Annotated in this window: 20 protein-coding genes; 1 reads left to right on the top strand and 19 read right to left on the bottom strand. The window is 65.4% G+C overall.

The window, feature by feature from the left end:
* Nucleotides 1-75 precede the first annotated feature (75 nt).
* Entirely contained in the window at nucleotides 76-1,353 is a 1,278-nt protein-coding gene (locus BMW89_RS01235) for a multidrug effflux MFS transporter (RefSeq protein WP_092021897.1), read from the top strand.
* Nucleotides 1,354-1,470: 117 nt separating this feature from the next.
* On the opposite strand, the gene ligA is transcribed toward BMW89_RS01235, so the two are convergent.
* The 19 genes from ligA to ftsL all read right to left on the bottom strand — a co-directional run bounded on the left by ligA (nucleotide 1,471) and on the right by ftsL (nucleotide 26,903).
* The gene (gene ligA / locus BMW89_RS01230; RefSeq protein WP_092021894.1) at nucleotides 1,471-3,618 is read right to left on the bottom strand and encodes an NAD-dependent DNA ligase LigA; all 2,148 of its coding nucleotides are present in this window, start codon (nucleotides 3,616-3,618) and stop codon (nucleotides 1,471-1,473) included.
* Nucleotides 3,619-3,714: 96 nt separating this feature from the next.
* Nucleotides 3,715-5,388 carry a DNA repair protein RecN gene (recN, locus tag BMW89_RS01225; protein ID WP_092021893.1) on the bottom strand — a complete coding sequence of 558 codons (1,674 nt, stop codon included), beginning with the start codon at nucleotides 5,386-5,388 and terminating at the stop codon, nucleotides 3,715-3,717.
* Between the two features lie 23 nt (nucleotides 5,389-5,411).
* Complete coding sequence (locus tag BMW89_RS01220; RefSeq protein ID WP_092021891.1) at nucleotides 5,412-6,299, bottom strand: outer membrane protein assembly factor BamD; 888 nt, start codon at nucleotides 6,297-6,299, stop codon at nucleotides 5,412-5,414.
* A gap of 241 nt (nucleotides 6,300-6,540) precedes the next feature.
* On the bottom strand, nucleotides 6,541-7,503 hold the full coding sequence (lpxC, locus tag BMW89_RS01215; RefSeq protein WP_092021889.1) for a UDP-3-O-acyl-N-acetylglucosamine deacetylase: 963 nt from the start codon (nucleotides 7,501-7,503) through the stop codon (nucleotides 6,541-6,543).
* A 359-nt stretch (nucleotides 7,504-7,862) separates the two neighbouring features.
* Nucleotides 7,863-9,650, bottom strand: coding sequence for a cell division protein FtsZ (gene ftsZ / locus BMW89_RS01210; RefSeq protein ID WP_092021887.1), 1,788 nt, complete (start codon nucleotides 9,648-9,650; stop codon nucleotides 7,863-7,865).
* An 87-nt stretch (nucleotides 9,651-9,737) separates the two neighbouring features.
* The gene (gene ftsA / locus BMW89_RS01205) at nucleotides 9,738-11,060 is read right to left on the bottom strand and encodes a cell division protein FtsA (protein WP_092021885.1); all 1,323 of its coding nucleotides are present in this window, start codon (nucleotides 11,058-11,060) and stop codon (nucleotides 9,738-9,740) included.
* Complete coding sequence (locus BMW89_RS01200; protein WP_092021883.1) at nucleotides 11,057-12,097, bottom strand: cell division protein FtsQ/DivIB; 1,041 nt, start codon at nucleotides 12,095-12,097, stop codon at nucleotides 11,057-11,059. The genes ftsA and BMW89_RS01200 overlap by 4 nt, the downstream gene beginning before the upstream one ends.
* A 349-nt stretch (nucleotides 12,098-12,446) precedes the next feature.
* Entirely contained in the window at nucleotides 12,447-13,433 is a 987-nt protein-coding gene (locus BMW89_RS01195) for a D-alanine--D-alanine ligase family protein (protein ID WP_092021882.1), read from the bottom strand.
* A 22-nt stretch (nucleotides 13,434-13,455) separates the two neighbouring features.
* Nucleotides 13,456-14,376, bottom strand: coding sequence for a UDP-N-acetylmuramate dehydrogenase (gene murB, locus BMW89_RS01190; RefSeq protein WP_092021880.1), 921 nt, complete (start codon nucleotides 14,374-14,376; stop codon nucleotides 13,456-13,458).
* A 273-nt stretch (nucleotides 14,377-14,649) separates the two neighbouring features.
* The gene (murC, locus tag BMW89_RS01185) at nucleotides 14,650-16,053 is read right to left on the bottom strand and encodes a UDP-N-acetylmuramate--L-alanine ligase (protein ID WP_092023290.1); all 1,404 of its coding nucleotides are present in this window, start codon (nucleotides 16,051-16,053) and stop codon (nucleotides 14,650-14,652) included.
* A gap of 122 nt (nucleotides 16,054-16,175) precedes the next feature.
* Nucleotides 16,176-17,276 (bottom strand): undecaprenyldiphospho-muramoylpentapeptide beta-N-acetylglucosaminyltransferase, encoded by a 1,101-nt coding sequence (murG, locus tag BMW89_RS01180; RefSeq protein WP_092021878.1) that lies wholly within the window; start codon nucleotides 17,274-17,276, stop codon nucleotides 16,176-16,178.
* Nucleotides 17,277-17,456: 180 nt separating this feature from the next.
* Nucleotides 17,457-18,608, bottom strand: coding sequence for a putative lipid II flippase FtsW (gene ftsW, locus BMW89_RS01170; protein WP_092021874.1), 1,152 nt, complete (start codon nucleotides 18,606-18,608; stop codon nucleotides 17,457-17,459).
* Between the two features lie 215 nt (nucleotides 18,609-18,823).
* Entirely contained in the window at nucleotides 18,824-19,228 is a 405-nt protein-coding gene (locus BMW89_RS01165; protein ID WP_092021872.1) for a hypothetical protein, read from the bottom strand.
* Between the two features lie 2 nt (nucleotides 19,229-19,230).
* The gene (gene murD / locus BMW89_RS01160) at nucleotides 19,231-20,628 is read right to left on the bottom strand and encodes a UDP-N-acetylmuramoyl-L-alanine--D-glutamate ligase (protein ID WP_092021870.1); all 1,398 of its coding nucleotides are present in this window, start codon (nucleotides 20,626-20,628) and stop codon (nucleotides 19,231-19,233) included.
* Nucleotides 20,628-21,731: a phospho-N-acetylmuramoyl-pentapeptide-transferase gene (gene mraY, locus BMW89_RS01155; protein WP_092021868.1), complete on the bottom strand. Its 1,104-nt coding sequence runs from the start codon at nucleotides 21,729-21,731 to the stop codon at nucleotides 20,628-20,630. Before mraY ends, murD begins: the two co-directional genes overlap by 1 nt.
* 95 nt (nucleotides 21,732-21,826) lie before the next feature.
* Entirely contained in the window at nucleotides 21,827-23,206 is a 1,380-nt protein-coding gene (locus BMW89_RS01150; RefSeq protein WP_092021866.1) for a UDP-N-acetylmuramoyl-tripeptide--D-alanyl-D-alanine ligase, read from the bottom strand.
* Nucleotides 23,203-24,675: a UDP-N-acetylmuramoyl-L-alanyl-D-glutamate--2,6-diaminopimelate ligase gene (locus tag BMW89_RS01145; RefSeq protein WP_092021864.1), complete on the bottom strand. Its 1,473-nt coding sequence runs from the start codon at nucleotides 24,673-24,675 to the stop codon at nucleotides 23,203-23,205. Before BMW89_RS01145 ends, BMW89_RS01150 begins: the two co-directional genes overlap by 4 nt.
* An 84-nt stretch (nucleotides 24,676-24,759) precedes the next feature.
* On the bottom strand, nucleotides 24,760-26,514 hold the full coding sequence (locus BMW89_RS01140; protein WP_092021862.1) for a peptidoglycan D,D-transpeptidase FtsI family protein: 1,755 nt from the start codon (nucleotides 26,512-26,514) through the stop codon (nucleotides 24,760-24,762).
* A complete protein-coding gene (gene ftsL, locus BMW89_RS01135; protein ID WP_092021860.1) occupies nucleotides 26,511-26,903 on the bottom strand; it encodes a cell division protein FtsL in 393 nt (130 codons plus the stop codon). The genes BMW89_RS01140 and ftsL overlap by 4 nt, the downstream gene beginning before the upstream one ends.
* Nucleotide 26,904 lies beyond the last annotated feature (1 nt).

Raw genomic sequence — 26,904 nt, 5'->3', positions numbered from 1 at the left:
GCATTCCGAAACACCGATATCCGTCTTGTGCGAGCACGCTACAGTCCGATTCGAATTTCAACGAGACGGACAATTATGCACGGCATGATCAGCAAGCCGCCCGGAGCGGCCACCAACATCGCGACCTCGCGCGTGGTGTTGCTGCTGCTGGTCGTCATGACCGGGATCGCGCCGATCTCGCTCTACATCCTGGTTCCCGCCCTTCCCGTGCTGGCGACGACATTCGGCCGCGACATCTCGATCGCGCAGATGACGGTGTCGCTCTACATGGTCGGCATCGCGATGTCGCAGATCATCATGGGGCCGCTGTCGGACAAATTCGGCCGGCGCCCGGTGCTGCTGTCCGGCCTCGCGCTGATGGTCGCAGCGAGCATCGCCTGCATCTTCGCGGAGACCCTGCCACAGCTGATCGCCGCGCGTTTCTTCCAGGCGCTCGGCGGTGCATCCGGCATGGTCGTGAGCCGCGCCATCATTCGCGACATCTATCCGCGCGAACGCGTCGCCTCGATGATCAGCCTCGTGATCGCAGCCCTGATGATCGGGCAGATGGTGTCGCCACTCACCGGCGGCTTGATCGAGACCGCGTTCGGCTGGCGGGCCATTTTCTACGCCGTCACGATCGGCGCCCTTGCGGTTGCTGTCGGCATCGCGATCGCGTTGCCGGAGACGCGTCGCAGCCGCGCGGCCGGCAGCGGCGGCTTTCGCGGTGACGTCGGCACCCTGATCAAGAGCCGGGCCTTCATCGGCTATGTGATGTGCCAGGTGCTGGCCTCGCAAATCATCTTCACCTTCGCCGGCGGCGGTCCTTACATCGTCGTGACGCAAATGGGCCGCAGCAGCGCCGAATACGGCGCGTGGTTCGCGACGACGGGATTTGCATATCTGGTCGGCAATCTGCTCTGCGTGCGCTTTGCGCCCAGGCATTCGCTGGAAAGGCTGATCTGGTTTGGACTTGGCCTGCAACTGTGCGGCAGCCTGTTGAACCTGCTCTGGAGTTTTACCGGCTGGAACGAGGCACCAGGCTGGTTGTTCGGCACGCAGATGATCGTGATGGTCGGCAACGCCTTCGTGATGGCGAATTCCGCCGCCGGCGCCATCAGCATCCGCCCCGAAGCCGCCGGCACCGCCTCGGGCGCGATGGGCTTTCTCCAACAGGGCATCGGCGCGCTGATGTCGCAATTCGGCGCCTATCTCGGCGGCCATTCCGCAACGACGCTGCCGCTGACCTCCGCGGTGCTCGCGATCTCGCTGCTCTGCGCCTGCACGATGATCTTCGTCGTCCCCCGCCGCGAATTGGTGGTGAGCGAGGAATTGATCGAGCAGGCCGAGGAGGAAGAGACGGGGATGACGTGAGGGGCGGTACGCCCTCTCCCCGTCATTGCGAGCGAAGCGAAGCAATCCAGAATCTCTCCGAGCTGGCAGTCTGGATTGCTTCGTCGCAAGGGCTCCTCGCAATGACGGGGAGAGAGCTCACTCCCCGATCAGCTTCAACCACTCGTCTTCGGTCAGCACGGTCACGCCATGCTTGTTGGCTTCCGCGAGCTTCGAGCCCGCACCGGGGCCGGCGACGACGATATCCGTCTTCTTCGACACCGAGCCCGACACCTTCGCTCCGAGCCGCTCCGCCGTCGCCTTGGCCTCGTCGCGCGTCATTTTCTCCAGCGAGCCCGTGAACACCACGGTCTTGCCGGCGACGGCCGAATTGCTCTTCGGCTTCTCGGCGTCGATGATTTCGACTTCTCTCGTCAGCCGCTCGACGATGCCGCGATTGTGGCTCTCGCCGAAATAATCGGCGATGCTCCTGATCACGGTCTCGCCGATCTGGTCCAGCGCGTCCATTTCCGCGATCGCTTCCTCGTCTTCCTTGACGACCTTGAGGCAGGCATCGTGGAAGGCATCCCAGGAGCCATAGCCGCGCGCGAGTGCGAGCGCCGTTGTCTCGCCGACATGGCGCATGCCGAGCGCATAGACGAAGCGCTCCAGCGCGATTCTGCGTCGGCTTTCGATGGCGCCGAACAGATTGCGCACCGAGGTCTCGCCGTAGCCCTCGATCTCCTCGAGCTTGAGTTTTGAATTGCGCTTCTCCAGCGTGAAGATGTCGGCGGGCTCCTTCACAAAACCTTCGTCGAAGAAAAACTGGAGCTGCTTCTCGCCGAGACCGTCGATGTCGAAGGCGCGCCGCGACACGAACAGTTTCAAGTGCTCGATCTTCTGGTAGGGGCAGGCGAACTCGCCGGTGCAGCGGGCGCGGGATTCCTCTTCGCCGGCGGCCGTCTCCCCGCGCACGACGTCGGTGTGCAGCGGGCACGGGCACTTCTTGGGGAAAGAGAACTCCTCGGCGCTCTTGGGCCGCTTGTCGAGGACCACGTCGACGATCTGCGGGATCACGTCACCGGCGCGCTGGATCACGACGGTGTCGCCGATCCTGATATCGCGCCCCTCGCGCAGCACCTCGCCCTTGTTGCCGATGCCCTTGATGTAGTCCTCGTTGTGCAGCGTGACGTTCTGCACGATCACGCCGCCGACGCCGATCGGCTCCAGCTTGCCGACCGGCGTGAACGAGCCGGTGCGGCCGACCTGGATCTCGATGTCGCGCAGCACGGTCATGGCCCGCTCGGCCGGGAATTTATGCGCAATGCCCCAGCGCGGCGTGCGCGAGACGAAGCCGAGGCGTTCCTGCCAGTCGATGCGATCGACCTTGTAGACGACACCGTCGATGTCGTAGTCGAGCTTTGCGCGTTCTTCCTCGATCTTCTGGTGAAACGCAATCAACTCCTCGACGGAGTGACAGAGCTTCGTCAGTGGATTGGTGGTGAAGCCGCAGCGCTCGAACCAGTGGATCATGCCGCTCTGCGTCTCTTCGGGCATCGCGCTCATCTCGCCCCAGGCATAGGCGAAGAAGCCGAGGGGGCGCGAGGCGGTGATGGTCGGGTCCTTCTGCCGCAAGGAGCCCGCCGCCGAATTGCGCGGATTGGCGAACGGTGCTTCGCCCGCCTCGACTTGCTTCTTGTTGAGCGCGAGGAACGCCTTCTTGGTCATGTAGACCTCGCCGCGCACCTCGCAGATTTCGGGGACGTTGCGGCCCTTCAGCTTCTTCGGCACGTCTTCGAGCGTGCGGATGTTGGCGGTGACATCCTCGCCTTCCGCGCCGTCGCCACGCGTCGCCGCCGTGACGAGCTCGCCGCCCTCATAGCGCAGCGACATCGACAGGCCGTCGATCTTCGGCTCGGCGGAGAAATCGACCTTGTCATCGTCGAGCTTCAGAAAGCGCACGATGCGGCCGACGAAGTCGCGCACGTCCTCTTCGGCAAAGGCGTTGTCGAGCGACAGCATCGGCACCGAGTGCCGGACCTTCCTGAAGCGCCCCGACGGTGCTGCGCCGACCTTCTGCGAGGGCGACTCCGCGCTGACGAGTTCAGGAAAGCGCTTCTCGATGGCGTTGAAGCGCTGGCGCAGCGCGTCGTATTCGGCATCGGTGACGACAGGCGCGTCGTCCTGATAATAGCGCTCGTTGTGCCCCTCGATCTCGAGCGACAGCCGCATATGCTCGATTTTGGCCTGCGGCTTGGTGAGCTCAGTGACGTCACGAAGCGGTTTGGATTTTGCTGCTCTTGCCATGGTGCTTGGATACGACGGAGCGGGCGGGAGGGTAAAGGCACGTTGGGGGCTTGTTCCACGGATGCGGCGCAGCGCGCCGCGTCTGCAACACGGGGCCTACGCGGTCGCCGCCTTGAGCAGCCGGTCCGCGGCCGCCCTCGCCTCCGCCGTGATCTCGGCGCCGGCGAGCATGCGGGCGATTTCCTCGCGGCGGTGGTCGGCGGCCAGCGCGTTGACGCGGGTGGCGACGCGCTTGCCCTTGTCCAGGGCGTCCTTGGAGATCAGCAGATGCTGGTCGGCACGCGCGGCGACCTGCGGGGCGTGGGTCACGGCCATCACCTGCACCTTGCCGGCAAGGCGCGCCAGCCGCGCGCCGATGGCGTCCGCGACCGCGCCGCCGACGCCGGTGTCGATCTCGTCGAACACCAGGGTCGGCGCCGAGCCACGGTCGGACAGCACGACCTTGAGCGCCAGCAGGAAACGCGAGAGCTCACCGCCGGAAGCGACCTTCATCATCGGCCCCGCCTTGGTGCCCGGATTGGTCTGCACCCAGAACTCGACGCGGTCGAACCCTTGCGGCCCTGGAGCTGCCTCATCGGTCGCGACCTGGGTCATGAACTTGGCGCGTTCGAGCTTGAGCGGCGCAAGCTCGGCATTGACGGCCTTGTTGAGTTTTTCGGCCGATTTCTGCCGTACCAGCGACAGCTTCTTGGCGGCAGTGGCATAGCGGGCATCGGCCTCGATCGCGGCCTGCTCCAGCTTCTTCAAGCGCGAGGCGCCGGCATCGATCAGCACGATTTCGGCGGCATATTTGGCGGCGAGCGCGGCGAGCCCGTCGACCGGCGTCGAATGTTTGCGCGAGGCCGCGCGCAGCGCGAACAAGCGCTCCTCGATGCGTTCGAGCTCTGAGGGATCGAAGTCCGTCGCGGCCAAGGCAGCCTGGAGATGCTGATCGGCCTCCTCCAGCGCGTTGATGGCGATGTCGATCGCCTTGACCGCGGGCTCGACCAGCGCCGGCGAACTGGCGCCCCGGCGCTCCAGCCGGCGCACGGCAGCCGACAGGGTTGCGACCGGCGAATGGTGGCCGCCGACCGCTTCCTGCGCCTCACGCAGATCGGAGGCGATCTTCTCGCCCTGCATCATCGTGGTGCGGCGTGACGCGAGCGAGGTCTCCTCGCCGTCCTTGGGCGCGAGCTGCTTCAGCTCGTCGGAGGCGTGGCGCAGATAGTCGGCTTCGCGCGCGGCGCGCTCCATGCCGGCGCGATGCTCTTCCAGCGCCGTGTTCGCCGTCCGGCGGGCATCCCAGAGCGTTTCGACGGCCGCGACGTCCTTTTCGAGGCCGGCGAAGGCATCGAGCAGGCGGCGGTGGGTGGCGGCATCGACCAGCGCGCGCTCGTCGTGCTGGCCGTGGATCTCGACCAGGGCGGCGCCGACCGCCTTCAGCGTCTGCACGCTGATCGACTGGTCGTTGATGAAGGCGCGAGTGCGGCCGTCGGCGAGCTGCACCCGGCGGAGAATCATCTCACCGGTGTCGTCGAGACCGTTCTCGGCGAGGATCTTCGCCGCGGGGTGATTTTTGGGGATATCGAAGACGGCAGTGACCTGCCCCTGCTCCGCACCATGGCGCACGAGACCGGCGTCGCCGCGGCCGCCAAGCGCCAGTGCAAAGGCATCGAGCAGGATGGATTTGCCCGCACCGGTCTCGCCGGTCAAAACCGCGAGGCCCGTTGCGAATTCGATATCGAGCCGTTCGATCAGGACGATGTCGCGGATCGACAGACGGGCCAGCATGGAACCAAATTTCCTAGCCGAGACTAGAGGCCTATCTTCTTGAAGGCCCTGCTCATCCAGGACCCCTGATTCTCGCTCGGCTCGAGACCGCCCGATTTTACAAGATTATAGGCGTCCTTGTACCAGCGGCTGTCAGGAAAATTGTGGCCAAGCACGGCGGCCGCGGTCTGGGCCTCGCCGACGATGCCGATCGCAATATAGGACTCGGTCAGCCGGTAGAGCGCCTCTTCGACATGGCGCGTGGTCTGGTACTGGGTGACGACGGTCTTGTAGCGGTTGATCGCCGCCGTGTAGTCGCGCTTCTGCGCGTAATAGCGGCCGACGTTCATTTCCTTGCCGGCGAGCTGGTCGCGAGCACCCTCGATCTTGGCCTTGGCGGAGGTCGCATATTCGGATGTCGGATATTTGCGCACCACCTCTTCCAGGGAGGCGATCGCCTTCTCGGTTCGGCTCTGGTCGCGGCTGATGTCCGGGATCTGGTCGTAATGCGAGGCGGCAATCAGGTATTGCGCATAGGCCGCATCCGGGCTGCCGGGATGCAGCGTGACGTAGCGGGTGGCGGCGCCGATGCAGCCGTCAAAGTCTCCGCCCTGATAGGAGGCGTAAGCGGACATCAGCAGCGATTTGCGGGCCCAGTCGGAATAAGGATGCTGGCGGTCGACCTCTTCGAACTTCTTGTTCGCCGCCTTCATGTCCTTCTTCTCGTTCATGAGGTACAGGCCCTCATTGTAGATCTTGTCGGCGGGCTCCTCGGTGAAGGTGTCGTCCTTGGCGGTGAACTTGTCCCAGAGCGCGCCGGTGCCGCAGCCGGCCAGCGGCAGCGCGAGCATGACGAAGGCGGCGGCGTGAAGCAGCCCGCGGACTCGGGACGAGACCTGAAGATATCCGCGCGCCTTACGCTGTGCCGACATGAGTTTAAGCCCTGACGCCATGTGATGCGGTGCCCGCCAGCCCATGAATCCCGTCATGGGCGCGAAATGTAGCCGTGGCGCCTGCCATGCGACCACGCCGGTGTAACCGAAAAACGATCTTGAACCAACCGGATAGGCAGGCATTCCGCCCGGATTAAGGCGAATGCGCCGCAATCCTAGCCGATCATCGTTACCAGGAGTTTCCCGGAGAAAGCGCCGGCCAAGGGCCTTGAGCAGCCGGTCAGGACACGTCCGGCCCGTAGGCCGCCGCGATCCGGCCGCCGACGATGCTGCGACCGGTTTCGGCCACTGGGCGCGTGGTGCGGCGGACCGCCTCGCCCTCGACCACCCGCCACGCGGTACGGTCGGCGAGCAGCGCGGTCAGGACGGCGTGGTTCAGCTTGTGGCCGCCACGCACCGAACGGTAAGCGCCAAGCAGCGGCAGACCGGCCAGTGCGAGGTCGCCGATCACGTCCAGCACCTTGTGGCGGGCACATTCGTCGGCGTAGCGCAGGCCCTCGGTGTTGAGCAGCCGCTCTTCGTCGAACACGACGGTGTTGTCGAAGGAGGCGCCGAGCGCGTAGCCCGCACTCCAGAGCCGGGCGACGTCGCTCATCAGGCCGAAAGTCCGGGCGCGGCCGACTTCGCGGCGGAAACGTTCCGCGCTCAGATCGAAAGCGTAGCTCTGCTGGCCGATGACGGGATTGGTGAAGTCGATCTCGACCTCTGCGCGGAAACCGGTGGCATAGGGCCGGATCTCGCCGAAGGAGTCGCCGATCTTGACCGAGATCGGCTTCAAAACCTGGATGAAGCGGCGCTGCGCCGGCTGGGTGACGATGCCGGCCTGATCGATCGCCGCAATGAAGGCCGCGGCGCTGCCGTCCATGATCGGCACTTCCGGACCGTCGATTTCGATGGTGGCGTTGTCGACGCCCATGCCCCGCAGCGCAGCAAGCACGTGCTCGGCGGTGGAAACCAGCGGACCGTTGCGATCACCGAGGACGGTAGCGAGATCGGTTGCGATCACCTGGTCGGCGATCGCCTGAACTTCGCGGTCACTTCCCTCAAGCCCGGTGCGGACAAAAATAAAACCTGCGTCAACAGGCGCAGGCCCAAGCGTGAGAGTGACGGGAAGACCGGAGTGAACGCCCACGCCTGCCACGGTGGCTTGCGCACGAAGCGTTGTTTGCCGGCTAAATTTCATCAGGAACCCGCCCCACTACGACCACTGCGACTTATACTCACCCGAACCATGCGGCCAAGGCCGCCGTCCGAATCCGTATCCCCAAGTCACGGCAAACCATAGTTGCTGCCTCAAACAGCGCCAACTCACGCTTTTTTACCGATTGTTACCCCAAACCTGCCGTATTCGCGCCAAGGCTTAACCAAATTGCGCCGAGTTTTGGAGCCGCTTCCGGCAGTTTTACTGAACCATTGAATACGTAATTAATGATTTAAAATCAGTTGCTTGGTCGCGCAACCCGGATATGCACGGGACAAAAGGAAAGGTCCCGGCAAGCTTGCTGCCGGGACCTTTTTTCGTCTGCCTTATTGTAACAATCCTCAGGTCGCCTGACGCCGCAGGAAGGCCGGGATATCAAGATGGTCGTCGCCCTGTGGCGCCGGCGCAACAGGCGCCGGGCGGCCATGCATGTCCAGGCCCTGAGGCGCGGGACGGCGGGCATACTCCGATACCGGCTCGCTGGCTGCCATCTGCTGCGCCACAGACTTCTGCGGGCGGCGATCGGGCAGCGGCGGCATCGCAGGACCGGCGGTGCGGGCGGCGATCGGCGGCTCGCTCTCCTCGTCGCGGCGGCCGAGGCCGACATTGGCGAGGCGCTGGAGCAGCGACAGGCGGCTCTTCTGCGGGGTCTCTTCTTCCATCTCACCGCGGGCCTGACGAATCTCGGCCTGGGCCGGCATCGGCAGTTCCTCGATCCGCGGCATCCGCGGCGCACGCATCGGCCCACGCTCGGCCTGCGGCGGGATGAAGGTTTCCGGTGTCATCGGCTCGTGCATCGCCATAGGCGCCTGCTCAGGCTCCGGGAACAGCGTGGGCTTCTGCGCGATCGGACGAACGGTGACGTCGCCATAGGTCTGCATCGGCGCGGGCGCGTGCGGGACTTCGGCAACGGCAGCGGCGATGGCGGCGAGCGCAGCGCGCTCGACATTCGGACGCGGCGCGACCGGCGCGGCAGCCGGAATCTGCGCTTCCAGCTTCTGGGCACGTTCGGCCAAACGCTGGTTGTCAGCGCGGAGGCGCGCGGTCAGGTCGGCGAGACGGCTTTCGGCGGCAACGGCCGGAGCAGCGGGAGCCTGCTGCACCTGCTGCGGCGCCGCGTTCGCGATCGGAGCGCTGGTGCCCTTACTGTTGCGGGCGATCGCGTCTTGCTCGATGCCGGTGGCAACGACCGACACACGGATCAGACCGTCGAGCGCTTCGTCGAAGGTCGCACCGACGATGATGTTGGCGTCCTGATCGACTTCCTCGCGGATGCGGGTCGCGGCTTCGTCGACCTCGAACAGCGTGAGGTCCTTGCCGCCGGTGATCGAGATCAGGAGGCCCTTGGCGCCCTTCATCGAGCTATCGTCGATCAGCGGATTGGCGATCGCGGCTTCAGCGGCGGTCAGCGCGCGCTTGTCGCCTGAGGCTTCGCCCGTGCCCATCATCGCCTTGCCCATCTCCTTCATCACCGCTCTCACGTCGGCGAAGTCGAGATTGATCAGGCCTTCCTTGACCATCAGGTCGGTGATGCAGGCCACGCCGGAGTAGAGCACCTGGTCGGCCATCGCGAAGGCATCGGCGAAGGTGGTCTTCTCGTTGGCGACCCGGAACAGGTTCTGGTTCGGGATGATCAGCAGCGTGTCGACGACCTTGTGCAGCTCGTTGATGCCGGCTTCAGCGGTGCGCATGCGGCGACCGCCCTCGAAGTGGAACGGCTTGGTCACGACGCCGACGGTGAGAATGCCCATCTCGCGCGCGATCTTGGCGATGACGGGAGCAGCACCGGTGCCGGTGCCGCCGCCCATGCCGGCGGTGACAAACACCATGTTGGCGCCCGAGAGATGGTCGCGAAGCTCGTCCATCACCTCTTCTGCCGCTGCCGCGCCGACGACCGGCTGCGAGCCTGCGCCCAGGCCTTGCGTCGCGGCCGTGCCCATCTGCACGATGCGCTGCGCCTTCGACATCGTCAGCGCCTGCGCGTCGGTGTTGGCGACCACGAAGTCGACGCCCTGGAGGCCCGCCGTGATCATGTTGTTGACGGCGTTGCCGCCGGCGCCGCCGACGCCGAACACGGTGATGCGGGGCTTCAACTCGTGAATATCAGGAACATTGATGCTGATGGTCATGTTTGCCTCTCGATCACGCGCGCGTGGGTTCGCCCCGGCCGACGGCCGCGGGAGTTGGTGAAAATCGAAGATTGCGGAAAGCGGTCATCAGAAGCCCTCGCGTAGCCATCGTCCGACCTTTCCGAAATATCCGCCGGTTCCTGTCCTGACCTGCTGCCGCGTATGCCGCGGTTCGACATGTTCCTGGTGAACATATTGCGGGTAGACGAGGAGGCCGGCCGGCACCGCGAACGCGGCGTTCTTCGCCTCGTTGGGCAGCCGGCCGAAGCCGAGCGGACGACCGACCCGCACGGGCCGGCCGAGAATCTGGGTGCCGAGTTCGACGAGACCGGTCAGCTGCGAGGCGCCGCCGGTGAGCACGACGCGGCCGTTGGGCTCCGAGGCGAAGGGCGAATCCTTCAGCTTGTCCCGAACCATTTCGAAGACTTCCTCGGCACGGTGCTTGACGATGTTGGCGATGGTGGCGCGGGAGACGATCTGCGGCAGATCCTGCTCGTCACCGGCTGTCGGGACAGACATCAGCTCACGCGAGTCCGATCCGCCGGTGATGACGGTCCCGTATAACGTCTTGATTCGCTCGGCATCGGCAATGGTCGCGGAGAGTCCGCGTGCAAGATCCATCGTGATGTGTTGCCCGCCGACCGCAAAACCGGCCGCGTGCACGAAGCGACCGCCGGCATAGACCGCGATCGTGGTGGTGCCCGCGCCCATCTCGACGACAGCAGCGCCCAGATCGGCCTCGTCGTCGGTCAGCACCGACAAGCCAGCCACATAGGGGCTCGCCGCCATGGCTTCGACGTTGATATGGCAGCGTTCCACCGCCAGCATCAGGTTCCGCGCCACGGTGGCGTCGCAGGTGACGACGTTCATGTCGACACCAAACTGATGGGCGACCATGCCACGGGGATCGCGAATGCCTTTGACGCCGTCGAGCGTGTAGCCGACCGGCAGCGCATGCAGCACGGTGCGGCCCTCGCCGGTGGCGTGGCGCATGCCGGTAGAGGTGACGCGGCTGACATCGGCCGGCGTCACGGCGCCGCCGCGGATGTCGGCAGCAGCCTCGACCAGCTGGCCGGAGAGCCGGCCGCCGGAGACCGACAGCAGCACGGATTCGACGCGAACCTTGGCCATTTTCTCCGCAAGCCCGACGGCCTGGCGCACCGCCTGCTCGCATTCGCTGAGATCGACCACCGCGCCGGCCTTCATGCCGCGCGACTGGATCTGGCTGTAACCGATCAATTCCACCGCATGGGTGCGGTCGCGCAACGCATCGCTCGGCGCCGACGGCTTCAGCCGCGCGATCATGCAGGCGATCTTGCTGGTGCCGATGTCGAGGCAGGCGACGAGGCCGCCGCGCTTGTGCGGCATCTGGCGCGTCTTCGGCGTCTGGGTGCGATCAAGACCGGTCATGCGGCGTCCCCGGCCTTCTTTTTCTTCTTGTCCTTGAACAGGTCTTCGCGCGCCTTGGCGGCGTCGTCGGACAGCTGCACCATCAGGCGATCGGGCAGGCGCATGTCGACGGCGACGATGTCACGAGAAAACAGCCTGTCCTCCTTGTCGAGCTTGGACAGCATCGCAAGCGCGTTGCCGACGTCCTGCTCGGGCAGGCGGATGTCGAGGCCGTCCTTGAGCCTCAGGTTCCAGCGCCGCTCGCCGACATAGATCGCGGCCTTGGTCACGGCATTGACCTGCGGATAGCGCGCCAGCAGCGCCAGGAAATCACGCGCCTGCGTGTCGGCGCCCTTGCCGACCACGAGCGGCAGCGACAGGAACCGGCGCGAGACATAGGGTTCGAGCACGGCGCCGTCATCGGCGATGACGGAGAGCCGGCCGGCCTCCTGCCACAGCGCGAACGCCTGGCGCTCGGTGATGTCGATCATCAGCCGGCCCGGATAAAGCTTCAGCACAGTCGCGTCTGCGATCCAGGGATTGGCCTTGAGCTTCTCGCGCACGACGTCGGCGTCGAGGAACAGCAGCGAGGAGCGGCCGCTGACGCCGCCGATCGCTAGAATCTCGTCCTGGCTGAGCTGCTTGCGGCCGTTGATCGCGACGGAGGTGATGCGGAAGCCGGCGGAATTGGCCATCGCGTTGCGGGCGTCGCTGACCGCGGTGATGAAATCCTGGAGGTGGCCGCCCTTGACGATGCCGAAGCCGCAGCTTCCGAGCAGCAGCAGCACGGTCATGGTGATCCCGACCCGGCGCGGCGCATAGCGCTCGACCAGCGCGACCACGCGCGGCGGCGGCTCCCGCTCGATGACGGGCTTGGCCTTCAACTTGGTCTTGATCTTGTCTTGAGCGGCAGCGCGCTTCTGGTCGCGCTTGGCGTCGCGCTTGTCCTGGACCCACTCGCGCAGAAGCACGACCGCTCCGATAGCGGCCGCCTTCAGGTCAGCTTGGGGCCTCAACGATCTCAAAACCGATCGGGTGAGGCTTCCTGCACGATCCATTGCACGAGCTCGTCAACAGTTTGCCCGCGACACCGCGCGGGTCCTGGCGAACATGACGTCTCGGTCTTGCCGGGCCGGGTACTGGTCTTCAGCAGAAGAAGCCTCTCCCCATCAAAGCGCTCGCTGCAGGTGACATCACCCAAAACAGCTCACGCACCGGCAGCCAAAACGCCATATGCGCCGCCAGCGTTAACCTTCGGATGTCCTGGTAAACAAAAGGTAAAGTTCGTTAACGCGGAATGCGTTTTGCCCAGGCATGTGAGGCATTTATGCCGCGATCTCCGGCATTTTACCGGTTTTGGGTTCCAAAACCGGCCGTTTCGCCCCTGCGGCCGTTAACCAGTCCTAATTATTTCCGCACACCCCGTCCGGCGAGCTCGATCAGGCCGCGCAGGAAGTCGACGAAGTCGATGCCCTCGGCTTTCAGCGCCTTGGGGTAGAGCGACGACTTGGTCAGCCCGGGCAGCGTGTTGGTTTCGAGATAGATCAGGTCCTTGGCCGAGACGATGAAGTCCGAGCGCGAATAGCCGGTGCAGGACATCGCCCGGTGCGCCAGCATCGCCTGCGCCTTGAGCGCGGCGGTGATTTCGGGGGCGAAACGCCCGGGGCATATCTCCTGGGTCGACTTCAGGAGATATTTTGCGGCGTAGTCGAAACTGCCCTCGCCCGGAATGATCTCGATCGGCGGCAGCGCGATGATCGAGCCGTCGGTGCGCTCCAGCACGGCGCAGGTCGCCTCGACGCCGGCGATGTAGGGCTCGATGACGTACTCCTCGTGCTTGGCGGCATTGCGGACGGCGACGAGATCCTGCTTCGCGTTGACGAAGATCAGGCCGTAGCTCGACCCGTCCCGCGCCGGCTTGGCGATCAGCCGTCCGTATTCGGCGAAGGCCTCGTCGATATGATCCAGCGCAATGTTGGCCGGCGGCGTCACGCCCCCGAGCGAGGCAAAATGCTTGGCCGCGATCTTGTCGAAGGCGAGATGCGAGGAGGCCGAGCCCGAGCCGGTAAAGGGCACGCCGCGCGCCTCGCACATCAGCTGCAATTCGCCGTTCTCCGCGCGCCCGCCATGCAGGCCGAGCACGAGGACGCGATCTTCCGCCCTGGCCTGGTCGAGCGCCTGCGCAAGCGCAATGCCCGATGTGCCGGGCTTGAACTCGTCCTCGAACGGACGGGCATGTTCGAGCAGCTGCTTCGACTGCACCACATGCACCTTGTCCTCGACGTCCCACCACCAGAGATCGGCCTCGGGCAACGCCTGATGCAGCGCCTGGGCCGAGGCGACCGAAACCAGACGCTCGCGGTTGGAGCCGCCGAAGAGGATGGTGATGCGCATGTTCTCTCGTCGCCTGTCCAAATTAGCCGGGAATTCCAATCCGCTTGATTTCCCAGTGCAGCTCAATTCCGGAATTCGCCTTCACGCGTTCGCGTACGGTCTCGCCCAGCGTCTCGATGTCGTGCGCGGTGGCGTCGCCCGTGTTGATCAGGAAATTGCAGTGCATCTCCGACACCTGCGCGCCGCCGACGCGCAGGCCGCGGCAGCCGGCGGCGTCCACCAGCTTCCAGGCGGAATGACCGGGCGGATTCTTGAAGGTCGAGCCGCCGGTTTTTTCGCGGATCGGCTGCGCGGTCTCACGGTGGCTCTGCACCTCCGCCATGCGCGCGCGGATCGCGTCAGCATCCCTGATCTCGCCGCGAAAGCGCGCCGACGTGAAAATGATGGAGGGATCGACGCCGCTGTTGCGATAAACGAATTTCATCTCGGCATTGGAGAACGTATGCGTCTTGCCGTCGCGCGCCACACCTCGCGCCTCGATCAGCACGTCCTTGGTCTCGCCGCCATTGGCGCCGGCATTCATGCGCAGTGCACCCCCGATGGTGCCGGGAATGCCGAAGTAGAATTCAAGCCCGCCGATATTGGCGCTCACGGCGACTTCCGCCACGCGCTTGTCGAGCGCGGCCGCGCCTGCCGTGACGATGTCACCGCTCGCGGCAGCCTCGCCAAAGGCGCGCGGTGCGAGACGGATCACGACGCCTGCAATGCCGCCGTCGCGCACGATGAGGTTGGAGCCGACGCCGACGACATAGACCGGGATGTCGCTCGCGAGATGCGCAAGGAAATAAGCGAGATCATCCTCGTCCGCCGGCGTGAACAGCACCTGCGCGGGACCACCGACGCGAAACCAGGTGAGCTCGGCCAGCGACTGGTTGGCGAGCAGCCGGCCGCGCAGTTGCGGCATCGCGGCTTTGAGCTCGGGCGTGATGTCGGGAAAGCTCATGGCGCGCCGACCGACATGCGAGCTGAGTTGAGATTGCGTCGCGTAACGTCGTCCGCCAGAGCCCGGAGCTTACCCCTCTCCCCAACCCTCCCCCGCAAGGGGGGAGGGAGCCTGACCAGCGTGCTCACCTCACCCAGCATCACGGCTGCGCTCTGATCCTTTGCGAGAGTCAGCGGGGCACCGGCGGATGGGTTCCCTCCCCCCTTGCGGGGGAGGGTTAGGGAGAGGGGTGGCCACACGGGCGGTGATCGACGATGGCACGACATCCGCTCGCTACCCCAGCGCCTTCAATTCGCCGGGCAATGCATACGCCCATTGCGTGATGTTACCGGCGCCAAGGCACACGACGAGATCGCCCGACTTGGCGAGCCCTTTGACAATGCCCGCAAGCTCCGACGCTGCAGGCAGCGGCACCACCTCGCGATGGCCATGCGCACGCAGGCCCACGACGAAATGATCGCGATCGATGCCGTCGATCGGGGTCTCGCCGGCGGCATAGACATCCGCGACGATCACGGCATCGGCATCGTTGAAGCACGTGCAAAATTCTTCGAACAGCGATTGCAGGCGGGTGTAGCGGTGCGGCTGCACCACGGCGATGATCTTGCCGTTGCTGGATTCCCGCGCCGCCTTCAGCACGGCTGCGATCTCCACGGGGTGATGGCCGTAATCGTCGATCACGGTGACGCCGTTCCACTCGCCGGTCTTGGTGAAGCGGCGCTTGACGCCGCCAAAGCCGGCGATCGCCTTGCGGATGGCATCGTCGGAGACGCCGAGCTCGCGCGCCACCGCAATCGCGGCCGTGGCGTTGGAGGCGTTGTGGCGGCCCGGCATCGGCAGCATCAAATCCGGGATCTCGTGCACGGCGCCGGTCTTGCGATCACGGAAGGCGACCTTGAACTTGGAGCCACCGCCCATCGGCGTGATATCGACGAACCGCACATCGGCCTGCGGATTCTCGCCGTAAGTGACGATGCGGCGGTCCTCGATCTTGCCGACCAGACTCTGCACGACGGGATGATCGATGCACATCACTGCAAAGCCGTAGAACGGCAGGTTCTCGACGAAATTTCGAAACGCGTCCTGCACCGCCTCGAAAGTCTTGAAGTGATCGAGATGCTCGGGGTCGACATTGGTGACGATCGCCACGTCGGTCGGCAATTTCAAGAACGTGCCATCGCTCTCGTCGGCTTCCACCACCATCCAGTCGCCGGCGCCGAGGCGCGCGTTGGAGCCATAGGCGTTGATGATGCCGCCGTTGATGACGGTGGGATCGAGGCCACCAGCGTCGAGCAGCGTCGCGACCATCGTGGTCGTCGTGGTCTTGCCGTGGGTGCCGGCGATCGCGACGCAGCTCTTCAGCCGCATCAGCTCGGCCAGCATCTCGGCGCGGCGCACCACCGGAATGCGCCGCTCGCGCGCCGCCATCAGTTCCGGATTGTCGCGCTTGATCGCGGTGGAGACGACGACAACCTCGGCGCCGTCGACATTCTCGGCCTTGTGGCCGACCGAGACTTTTGCGCCGTTCTTGCGGAGGCGGTCGAGATTGTAATTGTCGGAGGCGTCCGAGCCCTGCACGGCATAGCCGAGATTGAGCAGCACCTCGGCGATCCCGCTCATGCCGATCCCGCCGATCCCGACGAAGTGGATGGGTCCGATCTCGCGCGGCAGTCTCATGCTCTGTTCCCTGACCTCGCCGCCCTGCGCGGGCGGCATCTGGCAAAGGTCACGGCCAAATCAGCCGCGCCGTTCTTACTGGATGCCCCGCTTTAGAAGGCGAAGACAAGGGCTTTTTCGCGTCAGATTCCCGCGACTTTGACCACCAGATCGGCGAGCCGCTCGGCGGCGTCCAACCGCCCTGCTCCCTTCGCGGCCGCGGCCATGGCGGCGAGGCGCGCGGGCTCGGCGGCGAAGGCGGAGATCTCGGACGCCAGCCGGTTGGAGGTGAACTCGGTCTGCGGGATGCGGATGGCGCCGTCGACCTTGGCCAGCACGCCGGCATTGGCGAACTGGTCCTGGTCGATCGCCCCCGGTAGCGGCACCAGGATCGAGGGCCGGCCGATCGCGGCAAGCTCAGCCACGGTACCCGCGCCGGAGCGCGACACGATCAGGTGGTTGGAAGCAAGCCGCGCCGGCAAATCCGTGAAGAACGGCGCCAGCTCGGCCTTGATCTTGAGCTTGTCATAGACCGCGCGCACGCGGCTCATGTCCTCGTCGCGGACCTGCTGGGTGAGGATCAGTCGGCTCCACAGCGCAGGCTCGATCCGCTCGATCGCACCTGGCACGATGTCGGCCATGATGCGCGCGCCCTGGCTGCCACCGACGACGAGCAGGCGCAGCGGACCATTCACCTCGGGCGCGGCATATGGCACAGCGGCCGCGGCGAGGACCGCCGGACGCATCGGCGTGCCGACCGTCGTGGTCTTTGCCGCAAGCGCAGGATCGCGGTCGAGCACGCCGGGCAAGGATGTCGCGATGGCGCGGACGCGGCTCGACAGAAACCGGTTGGCGCGGCCAAGCACGGCGTTGGCATCGTGGATGATGCTGGGCACACCGGCAAATTTCGCGGCGACCAGCGGCGGCAGCGTCGGATAGCCGCCGAAGCCGACAACGGCGACGGGCTTCAATCGCTTGATCAGGCTGTAAGCGGACAACGTACCGGTGGCGAGCGTGAGACCGGCATAGGCGAGCTGCAACGGATTGCGGCCGCGCGCGGTCTCGCTTGCGACGACGTCGATCATGTCCTTGCTGAAGAGCCCGCTATAGCGCAGCGCCCGATCATCCGTGACGAGGCGGACGCGGAAGCCGCGCCGGATCAGCTCGACGCCGAGCGCCTCGGCGGGAAACAGATGGCCGCCGGTGCCGCCCGCGGCGAGAAGAATCAGGGGGGAATTGTCCATGGTGAGGGAGTTTTACAGGGAGTTTTTCGCCATTGCGAGCGCGGCAACAAAGGTGTTTGTGCCCCGGGCGCAGCGCAGTGCGCCGCCCTCCGCGGCGTGGTGCGCTGCTGAACCGGGGCCCATGGTTGCGACATTCTGGGTCCCGGCTCTGCGCTTCGCTTGTCCGGGACACGAGAGCGGTTACGCGTAGCTGCGCATCGCGTCGGCGTGGCCGGTTGCCTCAACCTCGGTGCGCGGGCGCAGGCGCGTCAGGGCCAGCATCATGCCGACGCCATAGGCGAGCGACACGATCGAGGAGCCGCCATAGGAGATGAACGGCAGCGTCATGCCCTTGGCGGGGATGAGCTGGAGGTTGACCGACATGTTGATCGCCGCCTGCACGCCGAACAGGATCGCTAGGCCGGAGGCCGCAAAGCGCGAGAACATATCCTCCGTGGCATAGGCGCGCGACAGCGTGCGGATGACGACGAAGGCGAACAGCGCCAGCATGGCGAGGCACAGGATGATGCCGAACTCTTCGGCTGCGACCGCGAACACGAAGTCGGTGTGGCTGTCCGGCAGGCTGCGTTTGGCGATGCCCTCGCCCGGCCCGAGGCCGAACCAGCCGCCGTTGTAGAAGGCCTCCATCGCGGTATCGACCTGGAAGGTGTCGCCGGAGGCCGGGTTCATGAAGCGCTTGATGCGTCCTGCCACGTGAGGAACAAAGAGATAGGCGCTGAACAGACCGGCCGCGCCGATCCCGGCAAGGCCGAAGACCCAGATGATGCGCATGCCCGCGATGAAGAACAGCGAGCCCCACACCATCAGGATCAGCATGGTTTGGCCGAAATCCGGCTCCATCACCAGCAGTGACACCAGCATCAAGAGCAGCACCAGCGCCATCGAGGTCGCCGGCATCTCGGGCCGCTTGGTCGATTCCGCGAACAGCCACGCCGCCACGACGACGAACGAGGGCTTTGCGATTTCCGAGGCCTGGATGTTGACGCCGAGCAGCGTGATCCAGCGCCGCGAGCCCTTCACTTCGGGGCCTAGCGCGAGTGTCAGCACGATCAGGATGATGCTGGCTGCGAAGATGATCAGCGCGCTGCGGCGGATCGCGCGCGGCGACAGGAAGGAGACTCCGAGCAGCACCATGAAGGATGGCGCCAGGAACATCACATGGCGGCTGAAGAAGTGGAAGGGATCGAGCCCGATGCGGGTCGCGACGGACGGGCTCGCCGCCAGCGACAGAATGACGCCGGTCAGCATCAGCAAGAGGATCGCGCCGAACAGCGGCTTGTCTACGGTCCACCACCACTCGGAAAAGGGGGTGCGTTCTTCACGGGAGAGCATGGGCGGCCGCTTTCGGACAGAGGTCGGTCCATTGGTCGCCGAGGTTGGTTTACGGGGGGTTAAGGAATTGATGAAGTTTTCGATAGTACGTGCCCCGGACGCAGCGCAGCGCCCTTGCGGTGCACTGCTGAGCCGGGGCCCATGATTGCGGCATTCTGGGTCCCGGCTCTGCGGAGCGTCACTTCGTGCCGCACCGCGTCCGGGACACGAGAACCTTATTCGTAATTGATCGTGACATCCCCCGCGCGTTGATCGCGCTTGTAGATCTGGCCTGCCCCGGGAATGAATCCGATCCTGACGGCCTGCTCGCTACTCCAGGCAACGACTACATCGAGATGCCCGCGCACGCTGACAAAGGTCGGCGTGCTCTCAGCCGAGAACGTCCGACCGCGAGGCATGATGCTGGCTTGCGTGCTGTCGGGCACCGTCGCTCCGCACGCCTTCCAGACCACGACAACCAGCTGACTGCCGCTTGGGGAGGCGAATGCTTTCTGGCGAACGACGCGGCACGCTCCGAATCCGCGCATGACGTTGTCAACGACGACAACAAGGAAGAAACCGGCGGCAATGGGAACAGCAAGAGCAGCGACGGCAATTCCGATCCAGCGTCGCCGCGACATCCTCACACCACCGGTTTCACACCCGGCAGCGCCTGCACCAGCTCGCGGAACTTGGTGCCGCGGATTTCGAAGTTGCGGTATTGGTCGAACGAGGCGCAGGCGGGCGAGAGCAGCACGACCGCGTCGGTGAGACCTGAGGCCTCCGCATCGCGCGCGGCGTGCTCGACCGCGACGTCCAGCGTCTGGCTGATCTCGTGCGCGACCGAGCCCAGCGTTCCCGAAAACTCCAATGCCGCCTCGCCGATCAGATAGGCTTTGCGGATGCGCGGAAAGAAGCCGGTGAGGCCGGTGATACCGCCCGCCTTGGGCTTGCCGCCGGCGATCCAGAAGATGTCGGCAAAGGACGACAGCGCATGCGCGGTGGCATCGGCGTTGGTGCCCTTGGAATCGTTGACGAACAGCACATTGCCGCGGCGGCCGACCTGCTCCATCCGGTGCGCAAGGCCGGGAAAGCTGCGCAGGCCGTTCTGGAGCACCTCAAGGCTGATGCCCATCGCGAGCGCGGCAGCGGCGGCGCAGGCCGCGTTCTGCGCGTTGTGAAGGCCGCGCAGCGAGCCGATGCCGCCGAGCTTTGCAACTTCGCTGCGGGCACCGCCCGAGGTGCGCACGATGGTGCCGTGCTCAACATGGATGCCGCTCGCGAGCGGATTCCTGACCGAGATGCGCACCACGTTCTTGCCGCCCCGGTCGAGCCGGTCGGCGATGTCGCGGCAAAAACCGTCATCGACGCCGACGATCGCAGTGCCGTCCGCCTGCACGCCGGCAACGAGACGCTCCTTCACCGCGGCGTAATGCGCGATGGTGCCGTGGCGATCGATATGGTCCTCGCTGACATTGAGCAAAATGCCGACGGAGGGATCGAGCGAAGGCGTGAGGTCAATCTGGTAGGACGACATCTCGATGACGTGGACGCGGCCCATGCCTGGCTGCTCCAGCGACAAGATCGCGGTGCCGATATTGCCGCCCATCTGGGTGTCGTAGCCGGCAACTTTCGTCAGGTGCGCGATCAGCGCCGTCGTGGTCGACTTGCCGTTGGTGCCGGTGATGGCGACGAACGGCGCGTTCGGCGCGTGCCGGCGGCGCTCACGGCAGAACAGCTCGATGTCGCCGATCACCTCGCACCCCACTTCGCGCGCCTTCAGCACGCTCCAATGCGGCACCGGATGAGTCAGCGGCACACCGGGCGCGAGCACGAGGGCTGCAAAATTCGCCCAGGAGACGTTGCGCAGATCTGCGGTGATGAAACCGGCCTGCGCGGCCTTGGCGACGTTCTCGGCATTGTCGTCGGCGGCGATCACCTCGGCACCGCCGGCCTTCAGCGCGTGGCAGGAGGCCAACCCCGAGCCGCCGAGGCCGAACACCGCGACCGTCTTGCCGCCAAAGGAGGTGACCGGGATCATCAGCGCAGCTTCAGCGTCGACAGGCCGGCCAGCGCCAGCATCACCGAGATGATCCAGAACCGGATCACGATCTGCGGCTCGGTCCAGCCGAGCTGCTCGAAATGATGATGGATCGGCGCCATCCGGAAGATGCGTTTTCCGGTGAGCTTGAACGACACCACCTGCACGATGACGGAGACCGCCTCCAGCACGAACAGGCCGCCGATCACCGCGAGCACGATCTCGTGCTTCACCGCGACCGCGATCGCGCCGAGCATGCCGCCGAGCGCGAGCGAGCCGGTGTCGCCCATGAAGATCGAGGCCGGTGGGGCATTGAACCAGAGGAAGCCGAGGCCCGCGCCCAGCAATGCGCCGCAGAGCACGGCGAGCTCGCCGGTGCCCGCGACATATTTGATCTGGAGATAGTCGGCGAACACCGCGTTGCCGGCGAGATAGGCGATCATCGCAAAGCTCGCGGTCGCGATCATCACGGGCACGATGGCCAAACCATCGAGACCGTCAGTGAGGTTCACCGCGTTGCCGGAGCCGACGATGACGAAGGCGCCGAAGATGACGAAGAACCAGCCGAAATGCAGCACGGTGTCCTTCAGGAAAGGAATCGTCAGCGCGGTCGACGCGGGATCGCGGTTCAGCCGCACCAGCGCGTAGCAGGCAACCAGCGCGATCGCGGCTTCGATCAGCAGGCGAAGCTTGCTGCCGAACCCGGTCGTGGTCTGCTTGGTCACCTTGAGGTAATCGTCGTAGAAGCCGACGAAGCCGAAGCCGAGCGTCACCGCCAGCACGATCCAGACATAGGGGTTGAGCGGATTGGCCCACAGCACCGTGCCGACCGTGAGGCCGGACAGGATCATCAGCCCGCCCATGGTGGGCGTGCCCTTCTTGGCGAGATGCGATTGGGGACCGTCGGCCCGGATCGGCTGCCCCTTGCCCTGGCGGAGGCGCAAATGGTCGATGATCCAGGGTCCGAACAGGAACACGAACAGCGCGCCGGTGACGACGGCACCGCCGGTTCGGAAGGTGATGTAGCGGAAGACGTTGAGGGCGGTGCGAACGGCACCGAAGCCCGGAAATGTGTTGGAGAGCTCGATCAGCCAGTAAAACATTCAGACGGTCCTATCGCGCCTATGCACGCGGCGCTTGGCCTCGATCTTGGCCTTGATCCTGGGGTGGGATTCGGGAGCAGCGCCTTCCAAGCAGTTTACGCCTTTGCCTGCAAGGCGGCCACTAGGCCCGGCACAAACTTGTTGACCCAGAACATCTTCTTGCTGCCCTTGACAACCACGACATCGCCTGCCTTCAGCAGATTTGCGACCTCGCCGGCTTTAAGCGTCGCCGGATCGTCGTGCCAGCCGAGGCCCTTGCCCGATGGCAATACGTCATAGAGATGACGCATCAGGGGGCCGACGCAGTAGACGCCGTCGATGCCGTCGAGATGCTTGGCAAGGCCAGTGTGATAGCCGGGCGCGTCGTCGCCCAGCTCCAGCATGTCGCCCAGCACCGCAATGCGGCGGCCGCCGCTCATGTTGCGGGACTGGAGGCTTTGCAGCGCAGCAGCGACGCTGGCCGGATTGCCGTTAAAGCTGTCGTCGATCACGGTGACGCCGCCGACCGCCTGCTCGACGCCGCGGCCGGTCATGATGCCGACCCGGTCGAGCTTGATCGCGAGGGTCGCGACGTCGAGACGCGCGGCATGAACTGAGGCGAGCGCGGCCAGCGCATTCTGGACGCGGTGCGGCGCGCCCGGCGTCAGGCTGAAGGCAATCTCCTTCTTGCCGATCGCGGCGACGACCTGCCAGCTCTCGCCATGCGGCGCATGCTTGACCTCGTGCACCTCGGCACGCTCGCCGAAGCGCACCACCTTGCCTTTCCACTCGGACGCCTTGAGCCCGGCCGGCAGCACCAGCACGCCGCCCTCGGGCAGGCCGAGCGCGATCGACACTTTCTCGCGGCGGATGGCTTCGAGCGAGCCGAGCTTTTCCAGATGCACCGGCTGGACGTTGACGACGAGCGCGACCGTCGGCCGCGTCAATTCGCTGAGCCGCGCGATCTCACCGGTTTGGTTCATGCCCATCTCGACGACCCAGAGGCTGGCATCGGGCCGCGCATTGCACAGCGTCAGCGGCACGCCCCAGAAATTGTTGAAGCTCGACGGGCTGGCATAGGCGTTGGGATAAGCGGCGAGGAATTCCTTGGTGCTGGTCTTGCCGGCGCTGCCGGTGAGGCCGATCACCGGCCCGTTGAAGCGGGCGCGGGCGGCACGCGCGAGGCCCCAGAGGCCGTCGATCAGCGTGTCCTTCACGACGATCTGCGGGACGCGGATACCCGCGATCTCGTGCGGCACGATCATCGCGACGGCGCCCGAAGCCTCCGCCTTGTCCGCGAACTCCCAGCCGTCGCGCACGCTGGCGAAGGCCGAGATGAAGCCGCCGCTCGGCGTGCCGCTCAGCGCAACGAACAGGCTGCCCGGCTTCACCAGCCGGCTGTCCTGCGTGACGAAATCGATCGGCGTGTCCGGGAAAGATCCGGCAGCGCCCAGCGCGCGCGCCACTTCGGCAACCGTCCATAACGGCCCGCTCATGCAACCCTCGACGTCAATGCGGCGGCGACCGCCTCGTGATCACTGAAGGGCAGCACCTCTGCGCCGACGATCTGCCCGGTCTCGTGGCCCTTGCCGGCGACGAGCAGCGCATCACCGTCTTGCAACTCCTCGATCGCGGTGCGGATCGCCGCGGCGCGGTCGCCGATCTCGCGGGCGCCCTTTGCGGTGGCGAGGATCGCGGCGCGGATGGCTTCCGGCTTCTCGCTGCGCGGATTGTCGTCGGTGATGATGATGCCGTCGGCGTTGTCGGCCGCGATCTCGCCCATGATCGGACGCTTGCCGGCATCGCGATCGCCGCCGGCGCCGAACACGACGATGAGCCTGCGCTTCGCATAGGGACGCAGCGCCTGCAACGCTTTGGCCAATGCATCGGGCTTGTGGGCATAGTCGACGAAGATCGGCGCACCATTGCGCTCGCCGACGCGCTCGAGCCGGCCCTTGGCGCCTTCGAGATGTTCGAGGCTTGCGAACACATTTGCCGCGTCGCTGCCGGTGCCGATGGCAAGACCGGCCGACACCAGCGCGTTCTCGATCTGGAATTCGCCGACCAGCGGCAGCCGGATCGCATGACGCTTGCCGTGATGCTCGACCGTGAGCTTTTGCGAGAAACCTTCGACCTCGGCACCGGCGAGGCGAATACCCTCGCCTGCCCCATCACCGCTGCGGCCAACCGCCATCACGCGCAAGCCGTGCGACTTCGCCGCCTCGATCGCTTCCGCCGAGCAATCATGATCGGCCGAGATCACCGCCGCGCCGCCGGGCGCGACCAGTTCGCGGAACAGCCGGAGTTTCGCTCCGAGATAATGCGCGACGGTCGGATGGTAATCCATGTGGTCGCGCGACAGATTGGTGAAGCCGCCCGCGGAGACACGCACGCCATCGAGGCGATACTGGTCGAGCCCGTGCGACGATGCCTCGAAGGCGAGATGCGTCACGCCCTCGCGTGCGATCTCATCCAGCTGCCGATGCAGCGCGACCGGATCCGGCGTCGTCAGCGAGCCGTACACCGTGCGCTTGGGTGAGACGAGGCCGATGGTGCCGATGCTGGCGGAGGCATGCCCGACCCGCTCCCAGATCTGGCGCGTGAAGGCGGCGACCGAGGTCTTGCCGCTGGTGCCAGTCACCGCGGCAATCGTCGCGGGCTGAGCGGGGAAGAATTTTGCCGCGGCCAGCGCCAGTGCGCGGCGCGGATTGGCCACCGTCATGAACGGCACCCTGCTGCCCGCGGGCGCATGGTCGCCGACGACTGCCACCGCGCCTGCGGCGACCGCCGCATCGATGAAGCGCGCGCCGTCGGTCTTGCTGCCCGCCAGCGCGAAGAACAGATCGCCCGGCTTGACCACGCGGCTATCGAGCGCAACGCCTGTCACCTCGAGCGCCGCGACAGCGGGCTCGATTGCGGCATCATTGCCCAGAACGTCCTGACCTATGAGGTCGCGCAGCTTCATGGTTGTCCAGTCGACATGCCGTGCCGGAAAGCCGAATCTCGGGGAAACCCCCGACTCAGCCGCGGTAAAGGCGCACCCAGTTGATTACTGGGTTGTCCTGGATGCTGCAAGAATAAGGCGGTCGGACGGCGGCAGGTCGAACCGCGGTTCGATGCCCAAAAGCGGCGCGATCCGCTCAATCACCTTGCCGCCGGTCGGCACGGCATTAAAGCCGGACGTGATGAAGCCGTAGGTCTCCTTCAGCGGCTGCGGCTCGTCCAGCATGATCAGGATCTGATATTTCGGATCGTCGGAGGGCATGATCGCGGTGAAGGAGTTGAGCACGCGTTTCTTGGCATAACGGCCGTTGATGACCTTCTCGGACGTGCCGGTCTTGCCGCCGACATAATAGCCCTTGACGTCGGCGCTTTTGGCGGTGCCGATTTCGGCATTGAGCCGCATCAGGTACCGCATCTTGTCGCTGGTCTCCCGCTTGATCACGCGCTTGGCCATCGCCGCCGCCTCTTCCTCGCTACGCTTGAGGAACGTCGGAGGAATCAGGTAGCCGCCGTTCATCAGGGCGTTGATGCCCATCACCGCCTGGAGCGGCGCCACGGACAGGCCCTGACCGAACGCGATGGTCACCGTATTCAGCTCGCTCCAGCGGCGCGGCAACAGGGGAGCTGCGCTCTCCGGCAGTTCGGTGCGCAACCGCGTCAACTGACCCAACTTGGCGAGGAACGCCTTGTGCGCCTCGACGCCCTGACTGAGCGCGATCCGGGCGGCGCCGATGTTGGACGAGTAGGTGAACACTTCCTTGGTGTTGATGAAGCGTCCCAGCGAGTGGCTGTCATGGATGGTGAACTTGCCGTAGTGCAGATTTCCCCGCGCGTCCCACATCGAGTTCAAATTGATCTTGCCGGAGTCGAGCGCCATCGCCAGCGTGAACGACTTGAAAGTAGAGCCCATCTCGTAGACGCCGGTGGTCAGGCGATTGATGCGATCAGGATCGTGCGCTTCCTTCGGATTGTTGGGATCGAAATCCGGCAACGAGACCATTGCCACGATCTCGCCGGTCTTGACGTTGGAGATAATGCCGGAGGCCGCCTTGGCGTGGAATTTTTCCTTGGCCTTCTGAAGCTCGTCGCGCAGCGCGTGCTCGACGCGCAGATCGACCGAGAGCTCGATCGGCTTCTGCAACCGGTCGGTGGCGAAGCCGGCGCGGTGGAGATCGGCGAGCCCGTTGTTGTCGAGCCACTTCTCCATGCCGGCGATGCCCTGGTTGTCGATGTTGACGAGACCAATGAGGTGGGCGACCTCGTTGCCGGTCGGATAGACGCGCTTGTTCTCACGCAGGAAACCGATGCCGGGAATGCCGAGCTTGTGGATGTCCTGCTGCTGCTTCGCAGTGATCTCGCGCTTGAGCCAGACAAAGCCCTTTCGACCCGACAGGCGCTCGCGCACCTCGACCTCGTCGAGGTCGGGCACCGTCGCGGTCAGAAGCTCGATCGCCTCGTCCTTGTCGATAATGCGGCGCGGTTCGCCGAACAGGCTCGCGGCCTTGACGTCGGTCGCAAGGATAGCGCCGTTGCGGTCGACGATGTCGGGGCGCGCGGTCGCAACCACCTCCTGCGACGCCGCACGGCGCGCACTGTGAGCGTCGGCGCCGATCGCAAACATCACGAGCCGGCCGCCGATCAGGGCGTAGACCGAGGCGAAGGCCAGCATAGCGAGGCCAACGCGCGCGCGCGCCTTCGCGGCGCGATCGACATTGCGCCCATAGAGCAGGCTGCGGATCAGCCGCTGCCGCCAAGGCTCGGTCGGCTTCTCACCAGGTTTGGCCGGAGTCGCAGCGCTCATTGCTTGCCCTCGGGCTGAGGCACCGAGCCCGTTACGGTGTCTGGATCGCTTGCGGCTTCGATGGTGTTGAGCATGGCTCCGATCGGATCGGGCTCGCCGGGCCTGAACATCCGCGGCGGACGCTCCGGCAAATTCTTCAGCGTGTCATATTGCGTGCCGTTGACCGGCTTGAGCGGCAGATGCCGCTCGGACAGGCCTTGCAGGCGCAACGGCGCATCGAGCTTGGCCCATTCGGAGCGCAGTGATGCGATCGCATCGCGCTGCTCGCGGATCTCCGCATGCAGCCGCAGCACCCTCTCGGTGCGCGCCGTGGAATCCATCTTGATCCGGTAGACATAGGCCGCGGCAAAAATCAGTGCGCCGATGACGAGGAGGTGGATGAAGCGCATG

This window comes from Bradyrhizobium sp. OK095, assembly GCF_900109945.1.
GTDB lineage: Bacteria > Pseudomonadota > Alphaproteobacteria > Rhizobiales > Xanthobacteraceae > Bradyrhizobium.
The sequence above is the reverse complement of the archived record's forward strand: the minus strand, read 5'-3'. Positions and strand labels throughout refer to the sequence as shown.